This is a genomic window from Citrobacter sp. Cf087 (assembly GCF_030334285.1).
In the GTDB taxonomy this organism is placed as follows: Bacteria; Pseudomonadota; Gammaproteobacteria; order Enterobacterales; family Enterobacteriaceae; genus Citrobacter; species Citrobacter freundii.
In genome coordinates, this window is sequence record NZ_JAOWED010000028.1 from 12,053 (window position 1) to 37,269 (window position 25,217).

At 52.9% G+C, this 25,217-nt stretch carries 22 protein-coding genes; 10 read left to right on the forward strand and 12 right to left on the reverse strand.

The features are described 5' to 3' along the window. Positions 1 to 86: 86 nt before the first annotated feature. From fis to acuI, 11 genes are all read right to left on the reverse strand, one after another. Positions 87 to 383 carry a DNA-binding transcriptional regulator Fis gene (fis, locus tag OGV57_RS08495; protein WP_000462905.1) on the reverse strand — a complete coding sequence of 99 codons (297 nt, stop codon included), beginning with the start codon at positions 381 to 383 and terminating at the stop codon, positions 87 to 89. Between the two features lie 25 nt (positions 384 to 408). Next, on the reverse strand, positions 409 to 1,374 hold the full coding sequence (gene dusB / locus OGV57_RS08500) for a tRNA dihydrouridine synthase DusB (RefSeq protein ID WP_003025224.1): 966 nt from the start codon (positions 1,372 to 1,374) through the stop codon (positions 409 to 411). 298 nt (positions 1,375 to 1,672) lie between these two features. Next, the gene (locus OGV57_RS08505; RefSeq protein ID WP_230131627.1) at positions 1,673 to 2,404 is read right to left on the reverse strand and encodes a carbonic anhydrase; all 732 of its coding nucleotides are present in this window, start codon (positions 2,402 to 2,404) and stop codon (positions 1,673 to 1,675) included. A gap of 172 nt (positions 2,405 to 2,576) precedes the next feature. Further along, positions 2,577 to 3,458 (reverse strand): 50S ribosomal protein L11 methyltransferase, encoded by an 882-nt coding sequence (gene prmA / locus OGV57_RS08510; protein ID WP_003839878.1) that lies wholly within the window; start codon positions 3,456 to 3,458, stop codon positions 2,577 to 2,579. A gap of 11 nt (positions 3,459 to 3,469) precedes the next feature. Beyond that, positions 3,470 to 4,921 (reverse strand): sodium/pantothenate symporter, encoded by a 1,452-nt coding sequence (gene panF, locus OGV57_RS08515; RefSeq protein ID WP_003839880.1) that lies wholly within the window; start codon positions 4,919 to 4,921, stop codon positions 3,470 to 3,472. After that, positions 4,911 to 5,153, reverse strand: a complete 243-nt coding sequence (locus tag OGV57_RS08520) for a YhdT family protein (RefSeq protein ID WP_003025216.1) — start codon at positions 5,151 to 5,153, stop codon at positions 4,911 to 4,913. The genes panF and OGV57_RS08520 overlap by 11 nt, the downstream gene beginning before the upstream one ends. 107 nt (positions 5,154 to 5,260) lie before the next feature. Continuing rightward, positions 5,261 to 6,610, reverse strand: a complete 1,350-nt coding sequence (gene accC / locus OGV57_RS08525; protein WP_003025213.1) for an acetyl-CoA carboxylase biotin carboxylase subunit — start codon at positions 6,608 to 6,610, stop codon at positions 5,261 to 5,263. 10 nt (positions 6,611 to 6,620) lie between these two features. Further along, positions 6,621 to 7,091 (reverse strand): acetyl-CoA carboxylase biotin carboxyl carrier protein, encoded by a 471-nt coding sequence (accB, locus tag OGV57_RS08530; RefSeq protein WP_003025210.1) that lies wholly within the window; start codon positions 7,089 to 7,091, stop codon positions 6,621 to 6,623. Between the two features lie 392 nt (positions 7,092 to 7,483). After that, positions 7,484 to 8,083, reverse strand: coding sequence for a protein-methionine-sulfoxide reductase heme-binding subunit MsrQ (msrQ, locus tag OGV57_RS08535; protein ID WP_003839882.1), 600 nt, complete (start codon positions 8,081 to 8,083; stop codon positions 7,484 to 7,486). After that, positions 8,084 to 9,088, reverse strand: a complete 1,005-nt coding sequence (gene msrP, locus OGV57_RS08540; RefSeq protein WP_044701347.1) for a protein-methionine-sulfoxide reductase catalytic subunit MsrP — start codon at positions 9,086 to 9,088, stop codon at positions 8,084 to 8,086. A 119-nt stretch (positions 9,089 to 9,207) separates the two neighbouring features. Continuing rightward, positions 9,208 to 10,182, reverse strand: coding sequence for an acrylyl-CoA reductase (NADPH) (gene acuI, locus OGV57_RS08545; RefSeq protein ID WP_016151069.1), 975 nt, complete (start codon positions 10,180 to 10,182; stop codon positions 9,208 to 9,210). Between the two features lie 225 nt (positions 10,183 to 10,407). Here acuI and csrD point away from each other — a divergent pair, with 225 nt between their 5' ends. The 8 genes from csrD (at position 10,408) to tldD (ending at position 22,870) form a co-directional block, all read left to right on the forward strand. Further along, positions 10,408 to 12,348 carry an RNase E specificity factor CsrD gene (gene csrD / locus OGV57_RS08550; RefSeq protein WP_016151068.1) on the forward strand — a complete coding sequence of 647 codons (1,941 nt, stop codon included), beginning with the start codon at positions 10,408 to 10,410 and terminating at the stop codon, positions 12,346 to 12,348. A gap of 306 nt (positions 12,349 to 12,654) precedes the next feature. Further along, a complete protein-coding gene (gene mreB / locus OGV57_RS08555; RefSeq protein WP_000913396.1) occupies positions 12,655 to 13,698 on the forward strand; it encodes a rod shape-determining protein MreB in 1,044 nt (347 codons plus the stop codon). A 66-nt stretch (positions 13,699 to 13,764) separates the two neighbouring features. Continuing rightward, a complete protein-coding gene (gene mreC / locus OGV57_RS08560; RefSeq protein WP_003844819.1) occupies positions 13,765 to 14,787 on the forward strand; it encodes a rod shape-determining protein MreC in 1,023 nt (340 codons plus the stop codon). Further along, positions 14,788 to 15,276, forward strand: a complete 489-nt coding sequence (gene mreD, locus OGV57_RS08565) for a rod shape-determining protein MreD (protein WP_003025196.1) — start codon at positions 14,788 to 14,790, stop codon at positions 15,274 to 15,276. A 7-nt stretch (positions 15,277 to 15,283) separates the two neighbouring features. After that, entirely contained in the window at positions 15,284 to 15,877 is a 594-nt protein-coding gene (locus tag OGV57_RS08570) for a Maf family protein (protein ID WP_003839891.1), read from the forward strand. Further along, positions 15,867 to 17,336: a ribonuclease G gene (rng, locus tag OGV57_RS08575; RefSeq protein ID WP_003025190.1), complete on the forward strand. Its 1,470-nt coding sequence runs from the start codon at positions 15,867 to 15,869 to the stop codon at positions 17,334 to 17,336. Before OGV57_RS08570 ends, rng begins: the two co-directional genes overlap by 11 nt. A 111-nt stretch (positions 17,337 to 17,447) precedes the next feature. Further along, positions 17,448 to 21,263 (forward strand): AsmA2 domain-containing protein YhdP, encoded by a 3,816-nt coding sequence (gene yhdP / locus OGV57_RS08580; protein WP_054528835.1) that lies wholly within the window; start codon positions 17,448 to 17,450, stop codon positions 21,261 to 21,263. A gap of 161 nt (positions 21,264 to 21,424) precedes the next feature. Further along, the gene (gene tldD / locus OGV57_RS08585; RefSeq protein WP_003025183.1) at positions 21,425 to 22,870 is read left to right on the forward strand and encodes a metalloprotease TldD; all 1,446 of its coding nucleotides are present in this window, start codon (positions 21,425 to 21,427) and stop codon (positions 22,868 to 22,870) included. Between the two features lie 86 nt (positions 22,871 to 22,956). Here the strand turns inward: tldD and aaeR are convergent, their stop codons facing one another. Further along, on the reverse strand, positions 22,957 to 23,886 hold the full coding sequence (aaeR, locus tag OGV57_RS08590; protein WP_003839896.1) for an HTH-type transcriptional activator AaeR: 930 nt from the start codon (positions 23,884 to 23,886) through the stop codon (positions 22,957 to 22,959). Between the two features lie 184 nt (positions 23,887 to 24,070). Between aaeR and aaeX the strand changes: the two genes are divergently transcribed. Both aaeX and aaeA read left to right on the forward strand, forming a co-directional pair. Then, a complete protein-coding gene (gene aaeX / locus OGV57_RS08595; protein ID WP_003025177.1) occupies positions 24,071 to 24,274 on the forward strand; it encodes a p-hydroxybenzoic acid efflux pump operon protein AaeX in 204 nt (67 codons plus the stop codon). A gap of 7 nt (positions 24,275 to 24,281) precedes the next feature. Then, positions 24,282 to 25,214 carry a p-hydroxybenzoic acid efflux pump subunit AaeA gene (gene aaeA, locus OGV57_RS08600; protein WP_003025174.1) on the forward strand — a complete coding sequence of 311 codons (933 nt, stop codon included), beginning with the start codon at positions 24,282 to 24,284 and terminating at the stop codon, positions 25,212 to 25,214. Positions 25,215 to 25,217 lie beyond the last annotated feature (3 nt).

The following is a 25,217-nucleotide window of genomic DNA, read 5'->3' on the forward strand; positions in this document are numbered from 1 at the left end:
CCAAAGCCTCCCGTGTGAAGTTAATAAAAAAGGCGCTTCCCCATGCCGAGTAGCGCCTTTTAAAACAAACATTTAACTGATTAGTATCAGTTCATGCCGTATTTTTTCAGTTTTTTACGCAGCGTACCACGGTTGATGCCCATCATCAGGGCAGCACGGGTCTGGTTACCGCGGGTGTATTGCATCACCATGTCCAACAGGGGCTGTTCTACTTCAGCCAGTACCAGCTCATAGAGATCGTTAACATCCTGACCATTCAATTGAGCAAAATAGTTCTTCAGTGCCTGTTTAACCGAGTCACGCAGGGGCTTTTGAGTTACCTGGTCCTGAGAGTTAACGGTAGAAACGGTCAGTACGTCAGAATTTACGCGTTGTTCGAACATAGTTCTGTCAGCTCTTTATTTCTGTTTACGCAAAATTTTCGAAGTATGCCTCCAACGCCGCCAGCTGTTCGCTGGAATCTTCAATGGCGTTGAATGTGCGCCGAAACTGGTCATCCGGAGCGTGTTCCTGGAGATACCAGGATACGTGTTTACGCGCAATTCGGTACCCTTTTGCCTGACCATAAAAGTCGTGCAGTTCCCGAACGTGCGCACAAAGCAAGCGCTTCACCTCTGCCAGAGGCAGCGGGGGCAGCAGCTCCCCAGTGTCCAGATAATGCTGGATTTCCCGAAAGATCCAGGGTCTTCCCTGAGCTGCACGTCCTATCATCAGGGCATCCGCCCCCGTATAGTCGAGTACAGCTCTGGCTTTATGCGGGTCAGTAATGTCGCCATTCGCGATAATCGGAATGGAAACTTTCTGCTTAACTGCCCGAATACTGTCGTACTCAGCATCTCCATTGAACAAACAGGCGCGGGTGCGTCCATGAATGGTCAGAGCCTGAATGCCACAATCTTCAGCCAGTTGGGCAATCTCTACGCAGTTACGGTGTTCCGGAGCCCAGCCGGTGCGAATCTTGAGTGTGACAGGAACGTCCACTGCATTGACGACCTCGGTTAGTATCGACTTCACTAAATCCGGGTACTGCAAGAGGGCTGAACCTGCGAGCTTACGATTCACTTTTTTAGCCGGACACCCCATATTGATATCAATAATCTGGGCGCCGCTTTCCACGTTAATACGTGCGGCATCGGCCATCTCAACAGGGTCGCTACCGGCAATTTGCACCGTGCGAATTCCTGGCTCATCAACGTGCACCATTCGTAAACGAGACTTGTCACTTTCCCAAACCTGCGGGTTAGAAGACATCATCTCGGATACCGTCAATCCTGCTCCCATCTCATAGCACAGCGTCCTGAATGGTCTGTCAGTGATGCCAGCCATAGGTGCTGCGATCAGGCGATTTCTGAGCTGGTATTGTCCGATGCGCATGAGTTAAGAAATGACCATACTGTGACTGCAAGGCGGCGTATATTACGCATTTTTCGCACGAGATGAAAGGCCAAACTTTGACCAATCCACTGAGGTGGATCAATGAATTGCCGTAAATGTGAACGCATGAAAATATTTAGTCATATAAATCATTGCATTATAAAAATGTGTCGATTTTATATACACATATAATTTTGCGTAACTTCTCATTTTTTCTTCAGCTGCAGAAGGTACTGACAAGATATTCTGCTGAATTAATCAGCAAATCACCTCGCCATTGTGTGATCGCTACCTCATTTTAGTACAGGATCTCGGTATCCCCAGAATAGCTTGCCGTAATCTTGCGTTCATTCAACGGCTGCAGCGGGCGATTGTTTGCAGGCCCAACAATGTAGTGAAATTTATCCAGCTGTTCGGCTGAAAGAGCAACAGGCGTTTTCAGGACAGCCCAGGTGACGCCTTCGGTGCAGGGTGGCGTTGTTAACGAACCACGGTAGCGCCAGTAGGTTTTATCGTCGGGTAAAAGCTGGTTGATATTGACTGGCGAAAAAATGGGCATGCTATTGTCCTTCATGGTTGGAAAGGATTCCCACAGATTTTGAACCGCCTGGTTAGGTTCGTCGATATCAAACATGACCGCTACGATGGCGATGTCTCCGTGTTGGTTTTTGTGGACTAACTGCAGCTCCAGAGGATAGGTTCTACCGTTGAGGGTATGTTCGCTCGGCGCGTGAAAATCTAATTGTTTCAGGTAATAAATCTTGTCATCAATATTAATATAGTTTGCGGTATAGCGACTCATTGTTGCCTGCAGCGTATGGTTGATGCTACGAAATCTTGTTGGGCCGTCGACGTATTGTATGCTGAGCGCAGGAAGGCCGAGTTTATTGGTGGTGGCGGTCTGGATATCAATGGGTGATTGATTTATTCCGGTCTGGCACGTTGCATACGCTTTGCTGATTTCTCCCCACTGCGCAGGGCCGTTCTCTCCGGTATATCCCCATGATGTGGCCAGCGTTGTCAGAGGCATCAAGCATGCTGTTAGTAAAGTTGTTGTAAAACGATAGAAATGCATACGTACACTCAACGAAAACAATATAAAAATTAACAAAATCAATTAAATATTGTATCCCGAGGAGAGGTATCGCGGTGCTGGTCTATTGTCTGAAAATGGCGTGGTCAGATAACCACGCCGGAAGGAATTATTTTTTCTGACCGGTAATGCGGCACCATTCTTCTTTCTCGATAACCGGATCGAGCGTAAAGAGATCGGCATAGGCTTCACAGACGCTTTCCGCCTGGCTGGCAAGAATACCAGAAAGCCCCAGCAAACCGCCCTCAACGGGCAGTACGCTGATTAACGGCGCCAGTTCACGTAATGGGCCCGCGAGGATGTTGGCGACCACCACGTCGGCTTTCATCGCCTCTGGCTGGTCTTTCGGCAGATAAAGCTCCAGACGCTCAGAAACACCATTACGCTGGGCGTTATCACGGCTGGCCTGAATCGCTTGCGGATCGATATCCACGCCAATGGCTTTCGCCGCACCCAGTTTCAGTGCCGCAATGGCAAGAATGCCGGAGCCGCAGCCAAAGTCGATAACCGTTTTACCGTTAAGATCAAGACCGTCCAGCCATTGCAGGCACAGAGAGGTGGTGGGGTGCGTGCCTGTACCAAACGCCAGACCCGGGTCCAGCATCACGTTGACAGCATTCTCATCCGGGACGTCGCGCCAGCTCGGGCAAATCCACAGACGTTCGCCAAAGCGCATCGGGTGGAAGTTATCCATCCATTCGCGTTCCCAGTCTTTGTCTTCGAGCTGTTCGATTTTATGCACGAAGCCTTCACCCAGCAGCGGATGCTGTTCCAGGATGGCAACAACTTCTTTCATGTCGGTTTCTGCATCGAACAAGCCGATAACGTCGGTATCACCCCACAGGCGAGTCTCGCCCGGCAGAGGTTCAAATACCGGCGTATCATGCGTATCCTGGAAAGTAATGGAAACGGAGCCCGCTTCCATCAGCGCATCGCTCAACTCTTCAGCGTTGGCACCGGTCGTGTTCAGTTTCAGTTGGATCCATGGCATGGCAAAACTCTTTATTTATCAGTAGTCAATATGGCGACTTGCGGGACGGCGGAACCGAAACGGTTGCCGATCAGGAAAGCCAGCAAGCTTATCAGTAACGAGGGCACGATTGGATGGAAGCCCAGGAACTGAACGTTAAAGGTGGCGAGTAAAGCATAAAGCACGCCGCCGACAATCATCGCGCTCAATGCGCCTGACGCGTTTGCCCGCTCCCAGTAGAGGCCCAGCACCAGCGGCCACAGGAAGACGGCTTCCAGCCCGCCAAACGCCAGCAGATTCAGCCAGATAATCATCTCTGGTGGTTTCCAGGCGGCCAGCAACAGTAACGCGCCCAGCAATAGGGTAATCACTGCTGACATGCGCTTCAGCCGGGTTTCATTTTTAAGCTGTTCCGGACGAAGGTTCAGGTACAGATCCTTAATGATCGTAGCGGAACTTTGCAGCAATTGGGCATTGATCGTCGACATGATCGCGGCCATGGGAGCCGCAAGGAAGATCCCGGCAGCGATCGGCGGCAAGACTTTGACCATCAGCGTAGGGATAACCAGGTCTGGTACCGTCAGGTCAGGGATTACCGCCCGTCCCAGAGCACCCGCCAGATGCATACCAAACATCAGGATCGCCACCACTATGGTGCCGATGATAATGCCGCGGTGTACCGCTTTACTGTCTTTATAAGAGATGCAGCGTACCGCCGTATGCGGCAGGCCAATTACGCCAAAACACACCAATACCCAAAATGAGGTCATAAACGTGGGTGACAAAATGTCATCAGCGCCCTGCGGCGAGACCAGTTTAGGATCGATAGTCTGCAGGGTTACCACCGCATTGCTAAGGCCACCGGCAGCATGGACGACGCCGACCAGCAAAACGATAGTTCCAATCAGCATCACCATACCCTGCATGGTATCGTTCAGTACACTGGCGCGAAATCCGCCGAACGCCGTATACAATGCGATACTGACGCCAAAAATCAGCAATCCAGTTTCGTAAGGAATGCCCGCTGCGGTTTCAAGCAGACGTGCGCCGCCAATAAACTGTACGGTCATTGCTCCGACAAACGCGACCAGCAGGCTGAGACTCGCCAGCCACACCAGCAGGCGGCTCTGGTAGCGCGCAAACAGCATATCGTTGAGGGTAACAGCATTATAACGACGCGCCAGAATCGCGAATTTCTTACCAAGAATCCCCAATGAGAGCCAGACGGCAGGCAACTGGATCATCGCCAGCAGCACCCATCCCAGTCCGTATTTGTAAGCAGCGCCAGGACCGCCAATAAACGAGCTGGCGCTAATGTAGGTTGCCGTTAGCGTCATCGCTAACACGACCCCGCCCATGGAACGGCTGCCAAGGAAATATTCATTCAGGAAGGTACCGGTCACTCTCTTACGCATGGCGTAAACAGAAAGACCGAAGACCACCAGAAGATAGGCGACCAGCGGTAAAATAACTTCAAGCTGCATCGTCATCCTCCAACGAAATGTCGCGATAGATAAACTTCACCATCGCCCAGCACAGCACGATGAAAACCAGCGGCGTTAGCAGGCAGGCCATTTCGAACCAGTGCGGTAAGCCGGTAAAACCCAGCGTTGAATCAGGTAAGTAAGCGGTCACTAACCATGTAACCAGATATAAAAGGGTTAGCCACAGCGCCCAGCGCGCCTCTTTATGGGCCTGAACAAAACGAGCGTCCATTTTTTGTCCCTTGTGGATAAAGAAAGCGGGGATTGTACCTTATGGCACGTGCGGGAGGGGAGAAAAACAAAAGGCCGGAATTTCCGGCCTTTTTGGTTAACGCATGCTTACTTTTCCTGAAGTCCGAGTTTTTTCTCCAGATAGTGGATATTGGTTCCACCGTGCTGGAAGTGCTCGTCATTCATGATACGGATCTGCAGGTCAACGTTGGTTTTGATACCGTCGATGATCAGTTCCTGCAAGGCGTTTTTCATACGGGCGATAGCGACGTCGCGGTTTTCGCCATAGCAGATCAGCTTACCGATCATTGAGTCATAGTACGGAGGTACGGTGTAGCCTGCGTAAATATGAGACTCCCAACGCACACCAAAACCACCCGGCGCGTGGAAACGCGTGATTTTACCCGGGCTTGGCAGGAAGGTGTTCGGGTCTTCGGCATTGATACGGCATTCTACCGCATGGCCTTTAACCACAACTTCGTCCTGCTTGATGGACAGCGGTTGACCCGCTGCGATGCGCAGTTGCTCTTTGATCAGGTCAACGCCGGTGATCATTTCGGTTACCGGGTGTTCAACCTGAATACGGGTGTTCATCTCAATGAAGTAGAACTCGCCGTTTTCGAACAGGAACTCGAAAGTACCCGCTCCGCGATAGCCGATATCAACACAGGCTTTGGCGCAACGCTCGCCGATGTAGCGACGCAGTTCCGGAGTAATGCCCGGTGCTGGTGCTTCTTCGACAACTTTCTGGTGACGACGCTGCATGGAGCAGTCACGCTCTGCCAGATAAATTGCGTTACCCTGACCGTCTGCCAGCACCTGAATCTCAATGTGGCGTGGGTTTTCCAGGTACTTCTCCATGTAAACCATGTCGTTGTTGAAAGCCGCTTTCGCTTCCGCTTTGGTCATGGAGATGGATTGTGCCAGTTCGGCATCGCTGCGCACGACGCGCATACCGCGACCGCCGCCGCCGCCGGAGGCTTTGATGATAACCGGATAACCGATGCGTTTAGCATGAGCGCGGTTAGCGTCCATGTCATCACCCAGCGGGCCGTCAGAGCCTGGGACTGTTGGTACACCTGCTTTCTTCATCGCGGTGATTGCGGACACTTTGTCACCCATCAGGCGGATGGTGTCGGCTTTCGGGCCGATGAAGATAAAGCCGGAACGTTCTACCTGTTCAGCAAAGTTGGCGTTCTCAGAGAGGAAGCCATAACCCGGGTGAATTGCCACCGCGCCAGTGATTTCAGCAGCGCTAATGATAGCCGGGATGTTCAGATAGCTTTTTACGGATGCTGCCGGGCCAATACAGACCGTCTCATCCGCCAGCAATACGTGTTTTAAATCGCGATCCGCGCTTGAATGCACCGCGACAGTCTTGATGCCCAGTTCTTTACAGGCACGAAGAATACGCAAGGCAATCTCGCCGCGGTTGGCGATAACAATTTTATCCAACATGTTCGCCTCGTTATTCGATGACGACCAGCGGCTCGTCAAATTCTACCGGTTGACCGCTTTCTACCAGAATCGCTTTAACTACGCCGGATTTGTCGGCTTCGATCTGGTTCATCATTTTCATGGCTTCAACGATGCACAGGGTATCGCCCGCATTCACTTTCTGGCCGATTTCGATGAACGCTTTCGCATCCGGGCTCGGGGTGCGGTAGAACGTACCAACCATTGGGGAGCGTACGATGTGACCACTGATTTCCGCTGCTGCCGGAGCTTCCATACTTGGAGAGGCAGTTTGTGCGACAGCGTTAGACAGAGCTGGCTGCTGCATCACTGGTGCAGCATAAGCCTGTTGCATCATCGGAAAACTTGCAGCTGGCGCTGCACGGCTGATGCGTACAGATTCTTCGCCTTCAGAAATTTCCAGTTCGGAGATGCCTGATTCTTCAACCAGCTCGATCAGTTTTTTAATCTTACGAATATCCATGAGTGGGTTCCGTACTCTTTGTTTAGTGAGATTGTGACAAGCGTTTTACCGCCGTCTGTATAGCATTTTTATAACAGTGAGTGACAAGATGCCACGCATCTCAGGCGCTGCACTGGGTGCTGCTGCCATTAAATGAGATTGCCAGACTTGTTAGTCATTGTGCGGCTATCTTCTGCCATTTTCGGGTAAAAGACAAAATATACCTTCAATATGCGATTGTCACCCTTTCAGCGCTTTAAAAACGCTACCGGGGATAGCAAAGTCGCACATTATAACTATTTCGTAGCAATTGGCAGCTAAATACTGGTCTTATCAGGGAAGATAATCAACCGTTAACATGTAAAGAAAATCGGATCGTCCGTGTTTTGCAACGCACTGCACATAACGTGAAACTACCGCCACCACTGGCGAAACTTCTTGTAACGGCACGCTAACAGCACCGCCGCGAGCGCTGCATAAATAATCGGTTGAGGGGAGATAATTTTTACCGACCACAAATAATGTATGGGTGCCAGGATCGCCACAAGATAGACGAAGTTGTGCAGATACTGCCATTTTTTACCCAGCATTCTCTGTGCAGCTTGCGTAGACGTTAAGGTGAGGGCGAATAATATGACCCAGCTAGCAACGCCCAATGTTAAATAAGGTCGCGTAAGTAATTCCCGCCCTAATAACGCCAGATTATTAATGCCCAGCTCCAGTAGTGCGTAGCTGGTTAAATGCAGCGTTGCCCAAGCGAAACACCATAGCCCTAACAGACGACGTGTGCGTATCAATAATGGCTGTTTAGCGTAGCGCGTGAGTGGAGAGACCAGCAAGGTCGCCAGCAAGAATTTCAGAGCTGTCCTACCGGTAAAGTGCTGGATATCTTTGACCGGATCGGCGCTCAGGCCGCCGTGATTTACCGCCCAAAATAGCCAGACAAACGGCAATAAACCGGCAAGATGCAGGCAAACTTTCAGCCCGATAATGTGCTTTGCGGTCAGACGCACTTAAAAATTCTCCTGCAAATTGAGTCCGCGATACAGTGATGCAACCTCTTCGGCATAGCCGTTAAACATCAGCGTGGGCTGACGCTGTACGTCCAGGATACCGCCTGCGCCAATAAAACGCTCAGTGGCCTGGGACCAGCGGGGGTGATCGACATGCGGATTCACGTTGGCATAAAATCCGTATTCATTGGGCGCGGCCAGATTCCAGGTTGTCGGAGGGCGTTCGCGCGTGAGTTTGATACTCACGATCGACTTAATGCCTTTAAATCCATATTTCCACGGCACAATTAAGCGAATGGGCGCGCCATTTTGTGGCGGAAGGGCCTTACCATAAACCCCCACAGTAAGCAGTGTGAGTGGGTGCATTGCTTCATCCAGACGCAGTCCTTCAACATAGGGATATTTTAGCCCGCCGCCAATAAAGCGATCTTTCTGTCCCGGCATATCATCCGGTGCGTACAGCGTTTCGAACGCGACATACTTTGCGTTGCTGGTGGGTTCAACCTGCGCCAGCAGTTTATGTAACGGAAAGCCGATCCACGGCACGACCATTGACCAGGCTTCCACGCAGCGCATCCGATAAATCCGTTCTTCCAGCGGGAAACGGGCGGTCAGCGAATCGTGATCGAGGGTGAGTGGTTTTGCCACCTCGCCACTGATTTGCAACGTCCACGGATCGGTTTTCAGGCTGCCTGCATTGGCTGCCGGATCCGCTTTATCGAGACCGAACTCGTAGAAGTTGTTGTAGCCAGAAACCTTATCCGCAGGCGTTAAAGGAAGTGAATTTTGCCAGGCGGAGGGCTTACTGAAATCAAGCGGCTTACCTGCAGGTGCGGGCGGGCGATCGTTGCCCTTAAACCAGCTCAGAAGATCGGCCTGTGCAGAGAGGGGCAAAGACAAGGCGGCAGCGCTGATCCCTAATGCTTTTAGTACCTGGCGGCGCTGCATAAAAAAAGCCGACTCATCAGTGACGTCGGCTTCTGTAAATGGACGTAATTTCTTCATAACAGACTCCCGGCTTACGCGTCATAACTGACAGGGGACGCGTAGTTAATATGGCAGGGAGTCTGTAGATGTGCCGCGAAATTTGGTTAATTAAGTGTAAATTTCTGCGCCAGGGCCTGTTACTTCACCTTTACTAGCGTACGGCCTTGCACCTGGTTATTGATGATGGCATCGGCGAACTTCGGCGCATCAGCCAGCGTAATTTCCGTTGCCGCCTGGGCATAGAAAGATTCCGGCAGATCCTTAACCAGACGTGCCCAGGCCTCTGCACGGCGTGCCGGCGGGGTCATCACCGAGTCCACTCCTTGCAAACGAACGTTACGCAGAATGAATGGCATCACCGTGGTCGGCAGAGCGAAACCACCCGCCAGGCCGCAGGCGGCAACGCAGCCACCGTAGTTCATCTGCGCCAGAACTTTTGCCAGAACTTTGTCGCCAACGGTATCCACCGCGCCAGCCCACAGCTGTTTTTCCAGCGGACGAGACTCGGCAAACTCATCGCGGCCAAGAATACGGTTAGCGCCCAGGCTTTTCAGGTAGTCGTGGGTGCTTTCACGGCCCGAAACCGCCGCAACCTGATAACCCAGCTTATGCAGTAACGCAACGGCTGTGCTGCCCACGCCGCCGCTGGCGCCGGTGACGACAATTTCACCGTCTTGCGGGCGAATACCTGCATCTTCAAGCGCCATTACGCACAGCATAGCGGTAAAGCCGGCGGTACCGATGACCATGGCTTTACGCCCATCCAGTCCTTTTGGCAGCGCAACCAGCCAGTCGCCTTTCACGCGTGCGCGCTCTGCCAGTCCACCCCAATGATTTTCACCCACGCCCCAGCCGGTCAGTAACACTTCCTGACCCGCATGAAAACGGGGATCTTCGCTTGCACGCACGGTACCGGCGAAATCGATACCAGGAATCATCGGAAAATTACGAATGATTTTACCCTTGCCAGTGATAGCCAGAGCATCTTTATAGTTCAGGCTTGACCAGTGGATATCCACCGTAACATCGCCTTCAGGTAGCTGATTTTCGTCGAGGGGTTGAACGGATGCGAGGGTTTTTCCGTCCTGCTGTTCTAAGATCAAAGCCTGCATAACCTGTCCTCAATTCGTATAGTGGATTGGAAAATTATTAATGAAGACTATACTCGCTAATCAAAACATGATGCCGATTCTGCGCAATAAATTGCCAGATATACCTGATTTGGTAGTATGCCCACACTGTATGTATAAATGGACGGATTTTGCGTTCAGTTTTGCATTTTTGGGTCGCTTTATCACTTTCAGGCCTGTTTCATAACTGTCGGAGTTAACACAAGGATGCGATTAACGACGAAATTTTCAGCTTTTGTCACGCTGCTTACTGGGTTAACGATCTTCGTGACTCTGATCGGCTGTTCGCTGAGTTTCTATAACGCTATTCAATATAAGTTCACCACGCGCGTGCAGGCGGTCGCGACGGCGATTGATACGCATCTGGTCTCCAGAGATGTCGTTGCGTTAACCCCGCAAATCGATGAGCTGATGGTTTCTGTTGATATCGTGCGCATCGAACTGTTGCAGGGCGAACACGTGGTGTATGACCACTCGCGCACCAGTAGCTACCGACCGGCAGGGACGAACAATCTCTACCGCGAGATCACCGTACCGTTGGTCAAGCATCCGGGCATGTCATTGCGTCTGGTTTATCAGGATCCGATGGGTAACTATTTCCATTCGCTGCTGACCACCGCACCGCTCACGATAGCCATTGCTTTCATTATTCTGATGCTCTTTTTGTCTGTGCGCTGGCTTCAGCGCCAGCTTTCGGGTCAGGAGCTGCTGGAGATTCGTTCCACACGTATTCTGAACGGCGAACGTGGGCCGAACGTGCGGGGAACGGTCTATGAATGGCCTGCGCGCACCAGCAGTGCGCTCGATATGCTGCTGACTGAAATTCAAAATGCTCGCGAGCAACGCAGCCGCCTGGATACGCTGATTCGTTCCTATGTCGCGCAGGACACAAAAACTGGGCTAAGCAACCGCCTGTTCTTTGATAACCAACTGGCCACGCTGCTGGAAGATCAGGAAAAAGTAGGCTCGCATGGCGTCGTGATGATGGTACGCCTGCCGGACTTTACGCTGCTGCGCGATAGCTGGGGAATCACCCTCGCGGAAGAACAAATCTCGACGCTGATCAATTTGTTGTCGACTTTTATGACGCGCTATCCGGGCGCGTTGCTGGCGCGCTACCACCGTAGCGATTTTGCCATCCTGCTGCCACACCGCACGTTGAAAGAGGCGGAAAGTATTGCCGGGCAATTATTAAAAGCGGTAGATGCACTTCCGGCTAATAAAATGATCGATCGTGCCGATATGGTTCATATTGGCATTTGCGTTTGCCGCAGCGGTCAGTCGCCGGAGCAAGTGATGGATCATGCTGAAGCAGCCACGCGGAATTCGGTATTGCAGGGCGGAAATAGCTGGTCGGTCTATGATGACTCGCTGCCGGAAAAAGGTCGGGGCAACGTACGCTGGCGAACGCTGATCGAACAGATGCTCAGCCGGGGCGGGCCGAGAATTTATCAAAAGCCTGCAGTAACCCGTGAAGGGCGGGTGCACCATCGGGAGCTGATGTGCCGTATTTTTGATGGTAACGAAGAGGTCATTTCGGCGGAATATATGCCGATGGTCCTTCAATTTGGCCTGGCTGAAGAGTATGACCGTTTGCAGATAAGCCGTCTGACCCTGCTTTTGGGTTACTGGCCGCAGGAAAATCTGGCGATGCAGATAACGGTTGAATCGCTTATTCGCCCACGTTTTCAGCGCTGGCTGCGTGATACGCTGATGCAGTGCGAAAAATCATTACGCAAACGCATAATTATTGAACTTGCTGAGGCAGATGTCTGTCAACATATCAGCCGGTTACAGCCCGTCATCAGATTGATGAATGCGCTGGGCGTGCGTATTGCCGTTACGCAGGCGGGGTTAACGCTGGTGAGCACCAGTTGGATTAAAGAGCTTAACGTTGAGTTATTGAAGCTGCATCCAAGTCTGGTGAGGAACATTGATAAGCGAACGGAAAATCAGCTTCTGGTTCAAAGCCTGGTGGAGGCCTGTTCGGGAACACCCACGCAGGTTTACGCTACGGGCGTACGTTCGCGTAGTGAGTGGCATACGCTGACAGAACGCGGAGTTGCGGGTGGGCAAGGGGATTTTTTTGCTGCATCACAACCACTTGACACTAACGTGAAAAAATATTCGCAAAGATACTCGGTTTAACCTGCCGTTTAATTTGTTTTCACGTAGAATAACGCGCGCTGTGCCTTCTGGGGGTGTGCTTGCCTGCTCGCCAGGTTGTAACAGCAAACATGCAGGTGAATGACCTTTGACAGGTTGCAAACAAAAGCGAGGAGTGCTGCTGATTTATTCAGCCCTGATGGACTCAGGCCGGTTTTGTAACAAAGGAAACGAACTGCACTAATTTTCACCGTAGCAGATGATTTTTGCGCCTTGTCGCTGCTGCGTGTGGTTGGTAAAGTAAGCGGATTTTGTTTTCCGCCCCAGCTTTCAGGATTATCCCTTAGTATGTTGAAAAAATTTCGTGGCATGTTTTCCAATGACCTGTCCATTGACCTGGGTACCGCGAATACCCTTATTTATGTAAAAGGACAAGGCATCGTATTGAATGAGCCTTCTGTTGTGGCCATTCGTCAGGATCGTGCCGGTTCGCCGAAAAGCGTGGCTGCAGTAGGTCATGATGCGAAGCAGATGCTGGGTCGTACGCCGGGCAATATCGCTGCAATTCGCCCAATGAAAGACGGCGTTATCGCTGACTTCTTCGTGACTGAAAAAATGCTCCAGCACTTTATCAAGCAAGTGCACAGCAATAGCTTCATGCGCCCAAGCCCGCGCGTACTGGTGTGTGTACCGGTTGGAGCAACTCAGGTTGAACGCCGTGCGATCCGTGAATCAGCTCAGGGCGCAGGTGCTCGTGAAGTCTTCCTGATCGAAGAGCCGATGGCGGCTGCGATCGGTGCGGGTCTGCCAGTTTCTGAAGCAACCGGTTCAATGGTTGTTGATATCGGTGGTGGTACCACTGAAGTTGCCGTTATCTCCCTGAACGGCGTGGTTTACTCCTCTTCTGTTCGTATTGGCGGCGACCGCTTTGATGAAGCCATCATTAATTATGTTCGTCGTAACTACGGTTCTCTGATCGGTGAAGCGACCGCAGAACGTATTAAACACGAGATCGGTTCCGCTTATCCGGGCGACGAAGTGCGCGAAATCGAAGTTCGCGGTCGTAACCTGGCTGAAGGCGTTCCGCGCGGCTTTACCCTGAACTCCAACGAGATTCTGGAAGCCCTGCAGGAACCGCTGACCGGTATCGTTAGCGCGGTAATGGTTGCACTGGAACAGTGCCCGCCGGAACTGGCGTCTGACATCTCCGAACGCGGTATGGTGCTGACCGGTGGCGGTGCGCTGCTGCGTAACCTTGACCGTCTGTTAATGGAAGAAACCGGTATTCCAGTTGTTGTTGCTGAAGATCCGCTGACCTGCGTGGCGCGCGGCGGCGGCAAGGCGCTGGAAATGATCGACATGCACGGCGGCGACCTGTTCAGCGAAGAGTAATCGGATGCAGGTTGGGTAGCCCCCGCGGGTTGCCCTTCCGCTCTGATACGAGAATACGCATAGACTATGAAGCCAATTTTTAGCCGTGGCCCTTCGCTACAGATTCGCCTTATTCTGGCGGTGCTGGTGGCGCTCGGCGTTATTATTGCCGACAGCCGCTTGGGTACGTTTAGTCAAATCCGAACGTACATGGATACCGCCGTCAGTCCTTTCTACTTTATCTCAAATGGTCCTCGTGAATTACTTGACGGCGTGTCGCAAACGCTGGCTTCGCGTGACCAACTCGAACTTGAAAACCGGGCATTGCGTCAGGAACTGCTGCTGAAAAATAGCGAACTGCTGATGCTGGGGCAATACAAACAGGAGAACGCGCGTTTGCGCGAGCTGCTGGGATCGCCATTGCGTCAGGACGAACAAAAGATGGTGACGCAAGTCATCTCAACGGTTAATGACCCTTACAGCGATCAGGTGGTGATCGACAAAGGGAGCGTTAACGGCGTCTACGAAGGTCAGCCGGTTATTAGTGACAAAGGCGTTGTGGGTCAGGTCGTGGCGGTGGCTAAACTGACGAGCCGCGTGCTGCTGATTTGCGATGCGACGCATGCGCTGCCCATTCAGGTTCTGCGTAACGATATTCGCGTGATCGCTGCGGGTAACGGCTGCACTGACGATCTTCAGCTCGAACACCTGCCGGCCAATACCGACATTCGCGTTGGCGATGTGCTGGTCACCTCGGGTCTGGGCGGACGTTTCCCTGAAGGTTATCCGGTTGCTGTTGTTTCTTCCGTTAAGCTGGACACTCAGCGCGCTTATACCGTGATTCAGGCTCGCCCGACCGCGGGTCTGCAGCGTTTGCGCTATCTGTTGCTGTTGTGGGGGGCCGATCGTAATGGCGCGAACCCGATGACGCCGGAAGAAGTACACCGCGTTGCCAATGAACGTCTGATGCAAATGATGCCGCAAGTTCTGCCAGCACCAGATGCCATGGGGCCGCCTGCGCCAGTGCCAACTCCTGCAACAGGTGTGACTTCTGCGCCTGTGGATACCACGCCGCCACAACCTGCTCCGCGTAAGCCGGGAGGACAGTAAGTGGCAAGCTATCGTAGCCAGGGACGTTGGGTGATTTGGCTCTCGTTCCTTATTGCACTGTTGCTGCAAGTCATGCCCTGGCCGGATGACATTCTGGTTTTCCGGCCAAACTGGGTACTGCTCATCTTGTTGTATTGGATCCTGGCGCTGCCGCATCGCGTAAATGTGGGCACGGGATTTGTGGTGGGTGCCATACTGGATCTCATCAGCGGCTCCACGCTTGGCGTGCGCGCATTGTCGATGAGTATCATTGCTTATCTGGTCGCGCTGAAATTCCAGCTATTCCGAAACCTCGCGCTCTGGCAACAGGCGCTGGTGGTCATGTTGTTATCACTGGTCGTGGATATTATTGTTTTCTGGGCCGAGTTTTTAGTGATCAACGTCTCTTTCAGACCTGAAGTGTTCTGGAGTAGTGTAGTGAATGGCGTGCTTTGGCCATGGCTATTCTTACTGATGCGTAAAGTCCGTCAGCAGTTTGCGGTGCAATAAGGTTGATATGAATACTCTGTATCTTGCTTCAGGTTCTCCACGTCGTCAGGAGTTGCTCGCTCAGCTTGGTGTTACGTTTGAACGACTGATCCCTGGGATTGAAGAACAGCGGCACCCGCAGGAAAGTGCGCAGCAGTACGTTTCCCGTCTGGCGCGCGAAAAAGCGCAGGCTGGTGTAGCGCTGGCACCGCGCGATTTGCCGGTATTGGGTGCGGATACCATCGTTATCCTTAATGGCGAAGTGCTGGAAAAACCGCACGACGCTGCCCACGCCGCAGCAATGCTGCGCAAACTGTCGGGCAAAACGCATCAAGTTATGACGGCCGTGGCACTGGCCGATTGCCAGCACAGTCTGGACTGCCTGGTAGTGACGGAAGTGACATTCAGAGCACTAACCGATGAGGACATCGCGGGTTATGTTGCCAGCGGTGAACCAATGGATAAAGCAGGTGCATACGGTATTCAAGGGTTGGGTGGCTGTTTTGTCAGGAAGATAAATGGCAGCTATCACGCCGTAGTCGGCTTACCGCTGGTAGAAACGTATGAGTTGCTGACCAATTTTAACGCACTGCGTGAGAAAAGGGATAAACATGACGGCTGAATTGTTGGTAAACGTAACGCCATCGGAAACTCGGGTGGCTTACATTGATGGCGGTATTCTGCAGGAAATTCATATTGAACGTGAGGCGCGACGCGGAATCGTAGGCAATATCTACAAAGGTCGTGTAAGTCGTGTACTTCCGGGTATGCAGGCGGCTTTTGTAGATATTGGACTGGATAAAGCCGCATTTCTTCACGCTTCTGACATCATGCCGCACACCGAATGCGTGGCGGGTGAAGAACAAAAACAGTTCACCGTACGCGACATTTCTGAACTGGTGCGCCAGGGTCAGGATCTGATGGTGCAGGTGGTAAAAGATCCTTTGGGAACGAAGGGCGCACGCCTGACGACGGACATCACGCTTCCTTCCCGTTATCTCGTTTTTATGCCGGGGGCCTCGCACGTTGGCGTATCCCAACGTATCGAAAGCGAAACGGAACGCGAACGTCTGAAAAAAGTGGTGGCGGATTACTGCGATGAGCAGGGTGGTTTCATCATTCGCACGGCGGCAGAAGGCGTATGCGAAGAGGATCTGGCCTCGGATGCTGCCTACCTGAAGCGCGTCTGGACAAAAGTCATGGAGCGTAAAAAGCGCCCGCAAACACGATACCAGATGTACGGTGAACTGGCACTGGCACAGCGCGTGTTGCGTGACTTTGCTGATGCGCAGCTTGACCGCATCCGCGTCGACTCCCGTCTGACCTATGAGGCGTTACTGGAATTTACGGCGGAATATATCCCCGAGATGACCAGCAAGCTGGAACATTACAGCGGGCGCCAGCCTATTTTTGATCTCTTTGACGTAGAGAATGAAATCCAGCGCGCGCTGGAACGCAAAGTTGAGCTGAAGTCCGGCGGTTATCTGATTATCGATCAAACTGAAGCGATGACCACCGTCGACATCAATACCGGCGCGTTTGTTGGGCATCGTAATCTCGACGACACTATCTTTAATACTAATATTGAAGCAACGCAGGCCATTGCTCGTCAGCTGCGTCTGCGTAACCTCGGCGGCATTATCATTATCGATTTTATCGACATGAATAATGAAGATCACCGTCGCCGGGTACTGCACTCCCTGGAGCAGGCTCTGAGCAAGGATCGTGTAAAAACCAGCATTAACGGTTTTTCACAGCTGGGCCTGGTGGAGATGACGCGCAAACGCACACGTGAAAGCGTGGAACATGTATTGTGCAACGAGTGTCCAACCTGCCATGGGCGTGGTACGGTGAAAACGGTGGAAACCGTATGTTATGAAATCATGCGCGAAATCGTGCGGGTACACCATGCATATGACTCCGATCGTTTCCTGGTTTATGCCTCTCCGGCAGTGGCTGAAACCCTGAAAGGTGAAGAGTCACATGCGCTGGCGGAGGTTGAGATCTTTGTCGGCAAACAGGTCAAAGTACAAATCGAACCGCTGTATAACCAGGAGCAGTTCGACGTCGTCATGATGTAAATCGTGTAGTGGCACCCGCGCATGTAGGCCGGATAAGGCGCAAGCGCCGTCATCCGGCAATATTCACTCAAGGGGTGTGAGTCATATTTTTTGGTAGACAAGGAGAGGTGCGTGAGGCGATTGCCGGGGATATTACTGCTCACTGGAGCCGCATTCGTTGTCATCGCAGCGCTGCTGGTCAGTGGACTGCGCCTTGCGTTACCTCATCTTGATAGCTGGCGTCCAGCCATTCTTGGCAAGATTGAATCCGCTACAGGTCTACCTGTTTCCGCCAGTCAGCTTTCTGCCAGCTGGCAAAATTTCGGTCCTACGCTTGAAGCGCGTAATATCCATGCGCAGCTAAAAGATGGGGGAGAATTTTCGGTAAAACGCGTCACGCTGGCGCTGGATGTCTGGCAAAGTTTGCTGCACATGCGTTGGCAGTTTCGCGATCTCACCTTTTGGCAACTGCAGTTGCGCACCAATACTCCTATCCAGCGTAGTGAAGGCGGAGATGGCATTGAAACCGACCATCTCAGCAATCTCTTCCTGCGTCAGTTTGATCATTTCGATCTACGCGACAGTCATATCAGCTTTATAACCCTCTCAGGTCAACGTGCTGAACTGGCGATCCCACAGCTTACCTGGCTGAATGGTAAAAATCGGCATCGCGCCGAAGGTCAGGTCAGCCTCTCCAGCCTGACCGGACAGCACGGCGTTATGCAGGTGCGTATGGATCTGCGTGATGACGAAGGGCTGTTGAATAATGGTCGAGTCTGGCTGCAGGCAGACGACATCGACGTCAAACCATGGCTGGGCAAATGGATGCAGGATAATGTCGCGCTACAAACCGCGCGTTTTAGCCTGGAAGCATGGATGACGATCAGCAAAGGCGTCGTTTCTGGTGGCGATGTCTGGCTGAAAAAAGGTGGAGCAAGTTGGCTGGGTGAAAATCGTACGCACACGCTCTCCGTCGATAATCTGACGGCGCACATCAGCCGTGAAGAGGCGGGCTGGCAATTCTCTATTCCCGATACTCGTATTACCATGGATGATAAACCCTGGCCGAGCGGCGCATTAACGCTGGCCTGGATCCCTGAGCAGGAAGTCGGTGGTGAGAATAACAAGCGCAGCGACGAGCTTCGCATTCGTGCCAGCAATCTGGATCTGGCCGGATTAGAAGGTCTGCGCCCGATGGCGTCCCGGTTATCGCCTGCGCTGGGTGATATTTGGCGCGCCACGCAGCCGAGCGGCAAAATAGATGTGCTGGCGCTGGATATCCCGTTACAGGCGACAGAAAAAACCCGCATCCTGTCATCGTGGACCAATCTGGCCTGGAAACAGTGGAAGTTGTTACCGGGGGCTGAGCATTTCTCCGGTACGCTTGCGGGCAGTGTTGAAAATGGGGCGCTCACCGCCTCCATGAAGCAAGCCAAAATGCCGTATGAAACTGTCTTCCGCGCGCCGCTGGAAATAGAGAACGGCGTGGCGACGCTAAGCTGGCTGAAAAATGATAAAGGTTTTCAGTTAGATGGGCGCAACATCGATGTTAAAGCGAAAGCGGTACGCGCGCGCGGTGGTTTTCGCTATCTGCAGCCCACTGGAGATGAACCGTGGTTAGGCATTCTGGCTGGCATTAGCACCGACGACGGCTCTCAGGCCTGGCGCTATTTCCCGGAAAACTTGATGGGCAAAGAGCTGGTTGACTACCTCAGCGGCGCTATTCAGGGCGGCGAAGCGGATAACGCCACGCTGGTGTATGGCGGTAACCCGCATCTGTTCCCGTATCTGCACAACGAAGGGCAATTTCAGGTTCTGGTGCCGCTACGTAACGCGAAATTTGCTTTCCAGCCCGACTGGCCTGCGCTAACCGATCTCAATATTGAACTGAACTTCATTAACGATGGTCTGTGGATGAAGACGGATAGCGTCAATTTAGGCGGCGTGAAGGCCAGTAACCTGACGGCTAATATTCCCGACTATGCTAAAGAAAAACTGCTGATTGACGCCGATATCAACGGGCCGGGCAAGGCGGTCGGACCTTATTTTGATGAGACGCCGCTTAAGGACTCCCTCGGCGCCACGCTTGAGCAGTTGCAGATTGACGGCGATGTGAATGCTCGCTTACATCTGGATATTCCGCTAGACGGCTCGCTGGTTACCGCCAAAGGCGATGTCAACCTGCGTAATAACAGCCTGTTTATTAAACCGCTCGACAGCACGCTGAAGAATTTGAATGGTAAATTCAGCTTTATCAACGGCGATCTGAAGAGCGAGCCGATGACGGCGAACTGGTTTAATCAGCCGCTGAACGTCGACTTCTCCACCACCGAAGGGGCGAAAGCCTATCAGGTAGCCGTGAACCTGCAAGGCGACTGGCAGCCAACCCGCATGGGGATTTTACCAGCGCAGGTCAACGATGCCTTAAGCGGCAACATGGCGTGGAATGGCAAGGTGGGTATCGATCTTCCGTATCATGCCGGACCGACCTACGACATTGAGCTAAAAGGCGACCTGAAGAATGTAAGTAGTCACTTACCTGCTCCGCTGAATAAGGCAGCCGGTGAGGCGTTACCGGTGAACGTTAAGGCCAACGGCAATCTGCGCAGTTTTGAACTGACCGGCAACGCGGGCAGTAAGAACCACTTTAACAGCCGCTGGCTGCTGAATCAGAAACTGACGCTTGACCGCGCAATCTGGACGTCGGAAAGCCGCACCGTGCCCGCGTTACCCGATCAGCAAGGTATTGAGCTTAACCTTCCCCCTATGGATGGCGCGCAATGGCTGGCGTTGTTCCAGAAAGGCGCAGCAGATAACGTTGGCACCAACGCCAACTTCCCGCAGCGCATCACGGTGCGTACGCCATCGTTATCCCTGGGCGGTCAGCAGTGGAATAACTTGAGTATCGTGTCTGAGCCTGCGAGCAATGGCTCCATCGTGCAGGCGCAGGGACGTGAAATAAATGCCACGCTGGCTATGCGCAATAATGCGCCGTGGCTGGCCAATATTAAGTATCTTTATTACAACCCCAGCGCGGCGAAAGCGTCGCCGACGAAAGCACCACTGAATAGTACTCCAGCCTCGCCGTTTTCCGCCGTGGACAACGTCAGCTTCCGCGGCTGGCCGGATGTTCAGTTACGCTGTGCCGAGTGCTGGATGTGGGGACAGAAATATGGGCGTATTGATGCCGATGTGGCGATTAAAGGCGACACGCTAACGCTGAGTAACGGTCTGTTGGATACAGGCTTTGCCAGACTGACCACCGATGGTGTGTGGGTGAACGCGCCGGGCAAAGAACGAACGTCACTGAAGGGTAAACTGAGCGGCAGTAAAATTGACTCCGCTGCCAGTTTCTTTGGCGTATCGACCCCGATTCGTAACTCTTCGTTCAACGTGGAGTATGACCTGCACTGGCGTAACCCGCCATGGGATCCAGATGAAGCTTCGCTGAATGGGATTTTGCGTACCCGGTTGGGCAAAGGTGAGCTTACTGAACTCAGCACTGGACATGCGGGGCAACTCTTGCGACTGCTGAGCTTTGATGCGTTGCTGCGTAAACTGCGTTTTGATTTTAGCGATACTTTCAGCGAAGGTTTCTATTTCGACTCGATTCGCAGCACGGCCTGGATCAAAGATGGCGTGATGCATACCGATGACACGCTGGTGGACGGTCTGGAGGCAGACATTGCGATGAAAGGCTCGGTGAACCTGGTACGCCGGGAGCTGGATATGGAAGCCATTGTCGCGCCGGAAATTTCTGCCACCGTAGGCGTTGCCGCTGCGTTTGCTGTCAATCCGATTGTCGGCGCGGCGGTGTTTGCTGCCAGTAAGGTTCTGGGACCATTGTGGAGCAAAGTGTCGATTCTGCGCTATCGCATCACCGGTCCGGTCGATAAGCCGCAGATTAACGAAGTTCTGCGTCAGCCGCGCAAAGAAAGCCAGCAATAATTTGACGGGGGCGAGTAATTGCCCCAATCTCAACATAGATCCTCTACCGCAGTCCGTAGGCCGGATAAGGCGTTCACGCCGCCATCCGGCATTGAAGTGCCTGATGGCGACGCTGGCGCGTTTTATCAGGCCTACAACAGTAACTAATGAGTAGCAAAACGATGAGTCTGAACCTGGTAAGTGAACAATTGCTAGCGGCAAATGGCCTGAAACATCAGGATCTGTTTGCCATCCTGGGCCAACTGGCCGAACGCCGTCTTGATTACGGCGATCTCTATTTTCAGTCGAGCTATCACGAATCCTGGGTTTTAGAAGACCGCATCATTAAAGATGGTTCTTACAATATCGATCAGGGCGTTGGCGTGCGCGCCATCAGCGGCGAAAAAACAGGGTTTGCCTATGCAGACCAGATTAGCCTGCTGGCGCTGGAGCAGAGTGCTCATGCTGCCCGTACTATCGTGCGTGACAGCGGTGACGGCAAAGTAAAAACGCTGGGAGCTGTGGAGCATCAGGCGCTTTACACCTCGGTTGATCCCCTGCAGAGCATGAGCCGCGAAGAGAAACTGGATATTCTGCGCCGCGTAGACAGCGTGGCGCGTGCCGCCGACAAGCGCGTCCAGGAAGTAACCGCCAGCCTGACCGGTGTTTATGAACTGATCCTGGTAGCAGCGACCGACGGTACGCTGGCCGCTGACGTTCGCCCGCTGGTACGCCTGTCCGTAAGCGTACAGGTGGAAGAGGACGGTAAGCGCGAGCGCGGCGCCAGCGGTGGCGGCGGTCGTTTTGGCTATGACTATTTCCTGGGCGACCTTGATGGTGAAGTTCGTGCTGACGCATGGGCGAAAGAAGCCGTACGCATGGCGCTGGTTAATCTCTCTGCGGTAGCTGCGCCTGCTGGTACGCTGCCAGTAGTACTCGGCGCTGGCTGGCCTGGCGTTCTGCTGCATGAAGCGGTCGGTCATGGTCTGGAAGGCGACTTTAACCGCCGTGGTACCTCGGTATTCAGCGGTCACATGGGGGAGCTGGTAGCGTCAGAACTGTGCACCGTGGTGGATGACGGCACAATGGCGGACCGTCGTGGCTCTGTGGCTATTGATGATGAAGGCACGCCGGGTCAGTACAACGTGCTGATCGAAAACGGTATTCTGAAAGGCTACATGCAGGACAAACTGAATGCGCGCCTGATGGGCGTTGCGCCAACGGGTAACGGTCGCCGCGAATCTTACGCGCACCTGCCGATGCCACGTATGACCAACACCTATATGCTGCCGGGGAAATCTACGCCGCAGGAAATCATCGAATCCGTTGAATACGGTATTTATGCGCCTAACTTCGGCGGCGGCCAGGTGGATATCACCTCCGGGAAATTTGTGTTCTCTACGTCTGAAGCATATCTGATTGAAAACGGTAAAGTCACCAAACCGGTGAAAGGCGCGACGCTGATTGGGTCTGGTATCGAAGCGATGCAGCAGATTTCGATGGTGGGTAACGACCTGAAACTGGATAACGGGGTGGGCGTGTGCGGTAAAGAAGGGCAGAGCCTGCCGGTGGGCGTGGGCCAGCCGACGCTGAAGGTGGATAACCTGACCGTGGGTGGCACCGCATAACATCATGATGTATGCCCGATAAGCACCAGTGCCATCGGGCATCTTTCCGGATGCGGCGTCAATGCCTTATCCGGCCTACACTTTTTTTATTTCTCTTTTCCCCGACCGTACATTCCCTGAAACAGCTGCGCTACATCGACAAAATAGTCTGTCAGATAGTTAATCACCACCTGCACCTTGAGCGGCAATTTGTCTTTTTCGGTATACAGCGCGTAGACCGGACGCGGATCCGACTGGTAGCGGGGAAGCAGAATCTCCACTTCGCCACGATTGATCTCATTGATCACCCACATCAGCGGTACATAGGCAATGCCCGCGCCTGCGGCCAGCCAGCGTACCAATGTCATCGGATCGTTAGTCACAAAACGACCCTCTGGGATCAGGCGGGTGGAAATTCCTTCCGGAGCGATAAGCTCGAATTCATTATCCGGGCGCACGCTGTATTCCAGCCACGAGTGGTTGCTGAGATCGGCAGGTTTCTCCGGGGTGCCAAACTGTGCGAGATAGCTTTTCGCCGCGCAGACCACCATCGGCATAGCCCCCAAACGGCGTGAAAACAGGCTGGAGTCCTGCAACGCGCCGACGCGGATAACCACGTCCAGACCATCAGCGATTAAATCCGGGGCCGGGATGCCGGTCACCAGATTTACCGTCAATCCCGGATACTCTTTCAGCATCGTGGCGGTTAATCCGGCGAGGACATTTTGTGCCATAGTTGAAGAACAGCCAATGCGCAGAGTGCCGATGGGCGTGTTGTTAAAGGCATAGAGTTGCTCGTGAACATCCTGCGCTTCGTGCAGCATTCTCCGGCAGCCCTGATAATAAATTTTACCGGCTTCAGTTAGCCCAATGCTACGCGTGCTGCGGTTTAGCAGCTTGACCTGTAGCTCATCTTCCAGTTTTGAGACCGTCTGGCTTATCGATGAAACGCTCATTTGTAGCTGTCTTGCGGCGGCGGTGAAGGAGCCCATTTCGACAACTTTGGCGAACACCGACATACGTTTTAATCGTTCCATTGTTCACTCTGGCTTAAAAGTGATTTAGATCACATAATATAGATAACAGCATAACAGTTACGTTAATATATTATTATTCAAATAACGGCTATGTCGCTCTCGCCTGGCTCATCCTTGCCCTTCTCTGCGGTGACATACGCTAGAAAATCTATCATCTGCACTCTCTTACGTTACCAAGGTCAAAATGAGTCTGTTTCCCGTTATCGTGGTGTTTGGTCTGTCCTTCCCACCGATTTTTTTCGAATTACTTTTGTCACTGGCGATTTTCTGGCTGGTGCGCCGGGTGCTTGTTCCGACTGGCATCTATGATTTTGTCTGGCATCCGGCTCTGTTTAACACCGCGCTGTATTGCTGTCTGTTCTATTTAATAACGCGCCTGTTCGTTTGAGGTTGAAGTGAAAACACTAACAAGAAAACTCTCCCGCACGGCCATTACCGTGATACTGGTCATTCTGGCCTTCATCGCTATTTTTCGCGCATGGGTGTTCTACACCGAGTCGCCGTGGACGCGTGATGCGCGTTTCAGCGCCGATGTCGTCGCGATTGCGCCGGATGTTGCGGGCCTTATTACCAACGTTAACATCCATGATAACCAACTGGTGAAAAAGGATCAGATCCTGTTCACTATCGACCAGCCACGCTATAAGAAAGCCCTCGAGCAGGCCGAAGCTGACGTGGCCTATTATCAGGTACTGGCGCAGGAAAAACGCCAGGAGGCCGGTCGTCGTAACCGACTGGGCGTGCAGGCTATGTCTCGTGAAGAGATTGACCAATCAAACAACGTCCTGCAAACCGTATTACACCAGCTTGCGAAGGCACAAGCGACCCGCGACCTGGCGAAATTAGATCTGGAACGTACCGTTATCCGCGCGCCAGCAGACGGCTGGGTGACTAACCTGAACGTCTATAGCGGCGAATTTATCACGCGCGGTTCCACGGCGGTGGCGTTGGTCAAACAGCATTCTTTCTATGTGCTGGCGTATATGGAAGAAACCAAACTGGAAGGCGTCCGCCCTGGGTATCGCGCTGAAATCACCCCGCTTGGCAGTAATAATGTGCTGAAGGGCACGGTTGATAGTGTGGCGGCTGGCGTAACGAATGCCAGCAGCACGCGGGACGCCAAGGGTATGGCGACCATTGATTCCAATCTTGAATGGGTGCGTCTGGCGCAGCGTGTGCCGGTGCGAATTCGTCTTGATGAGCAGCAGGGAACCTTGTGGCCTGCCGGGACGACGGCGACCGTCGTCATTACCGGCAAGCAGGATCGCGATGCCAGCCAGGAATCTTTCTTCCGTAAAATGGCGCACCGCCTGCGCGAATTTGGTTAATCG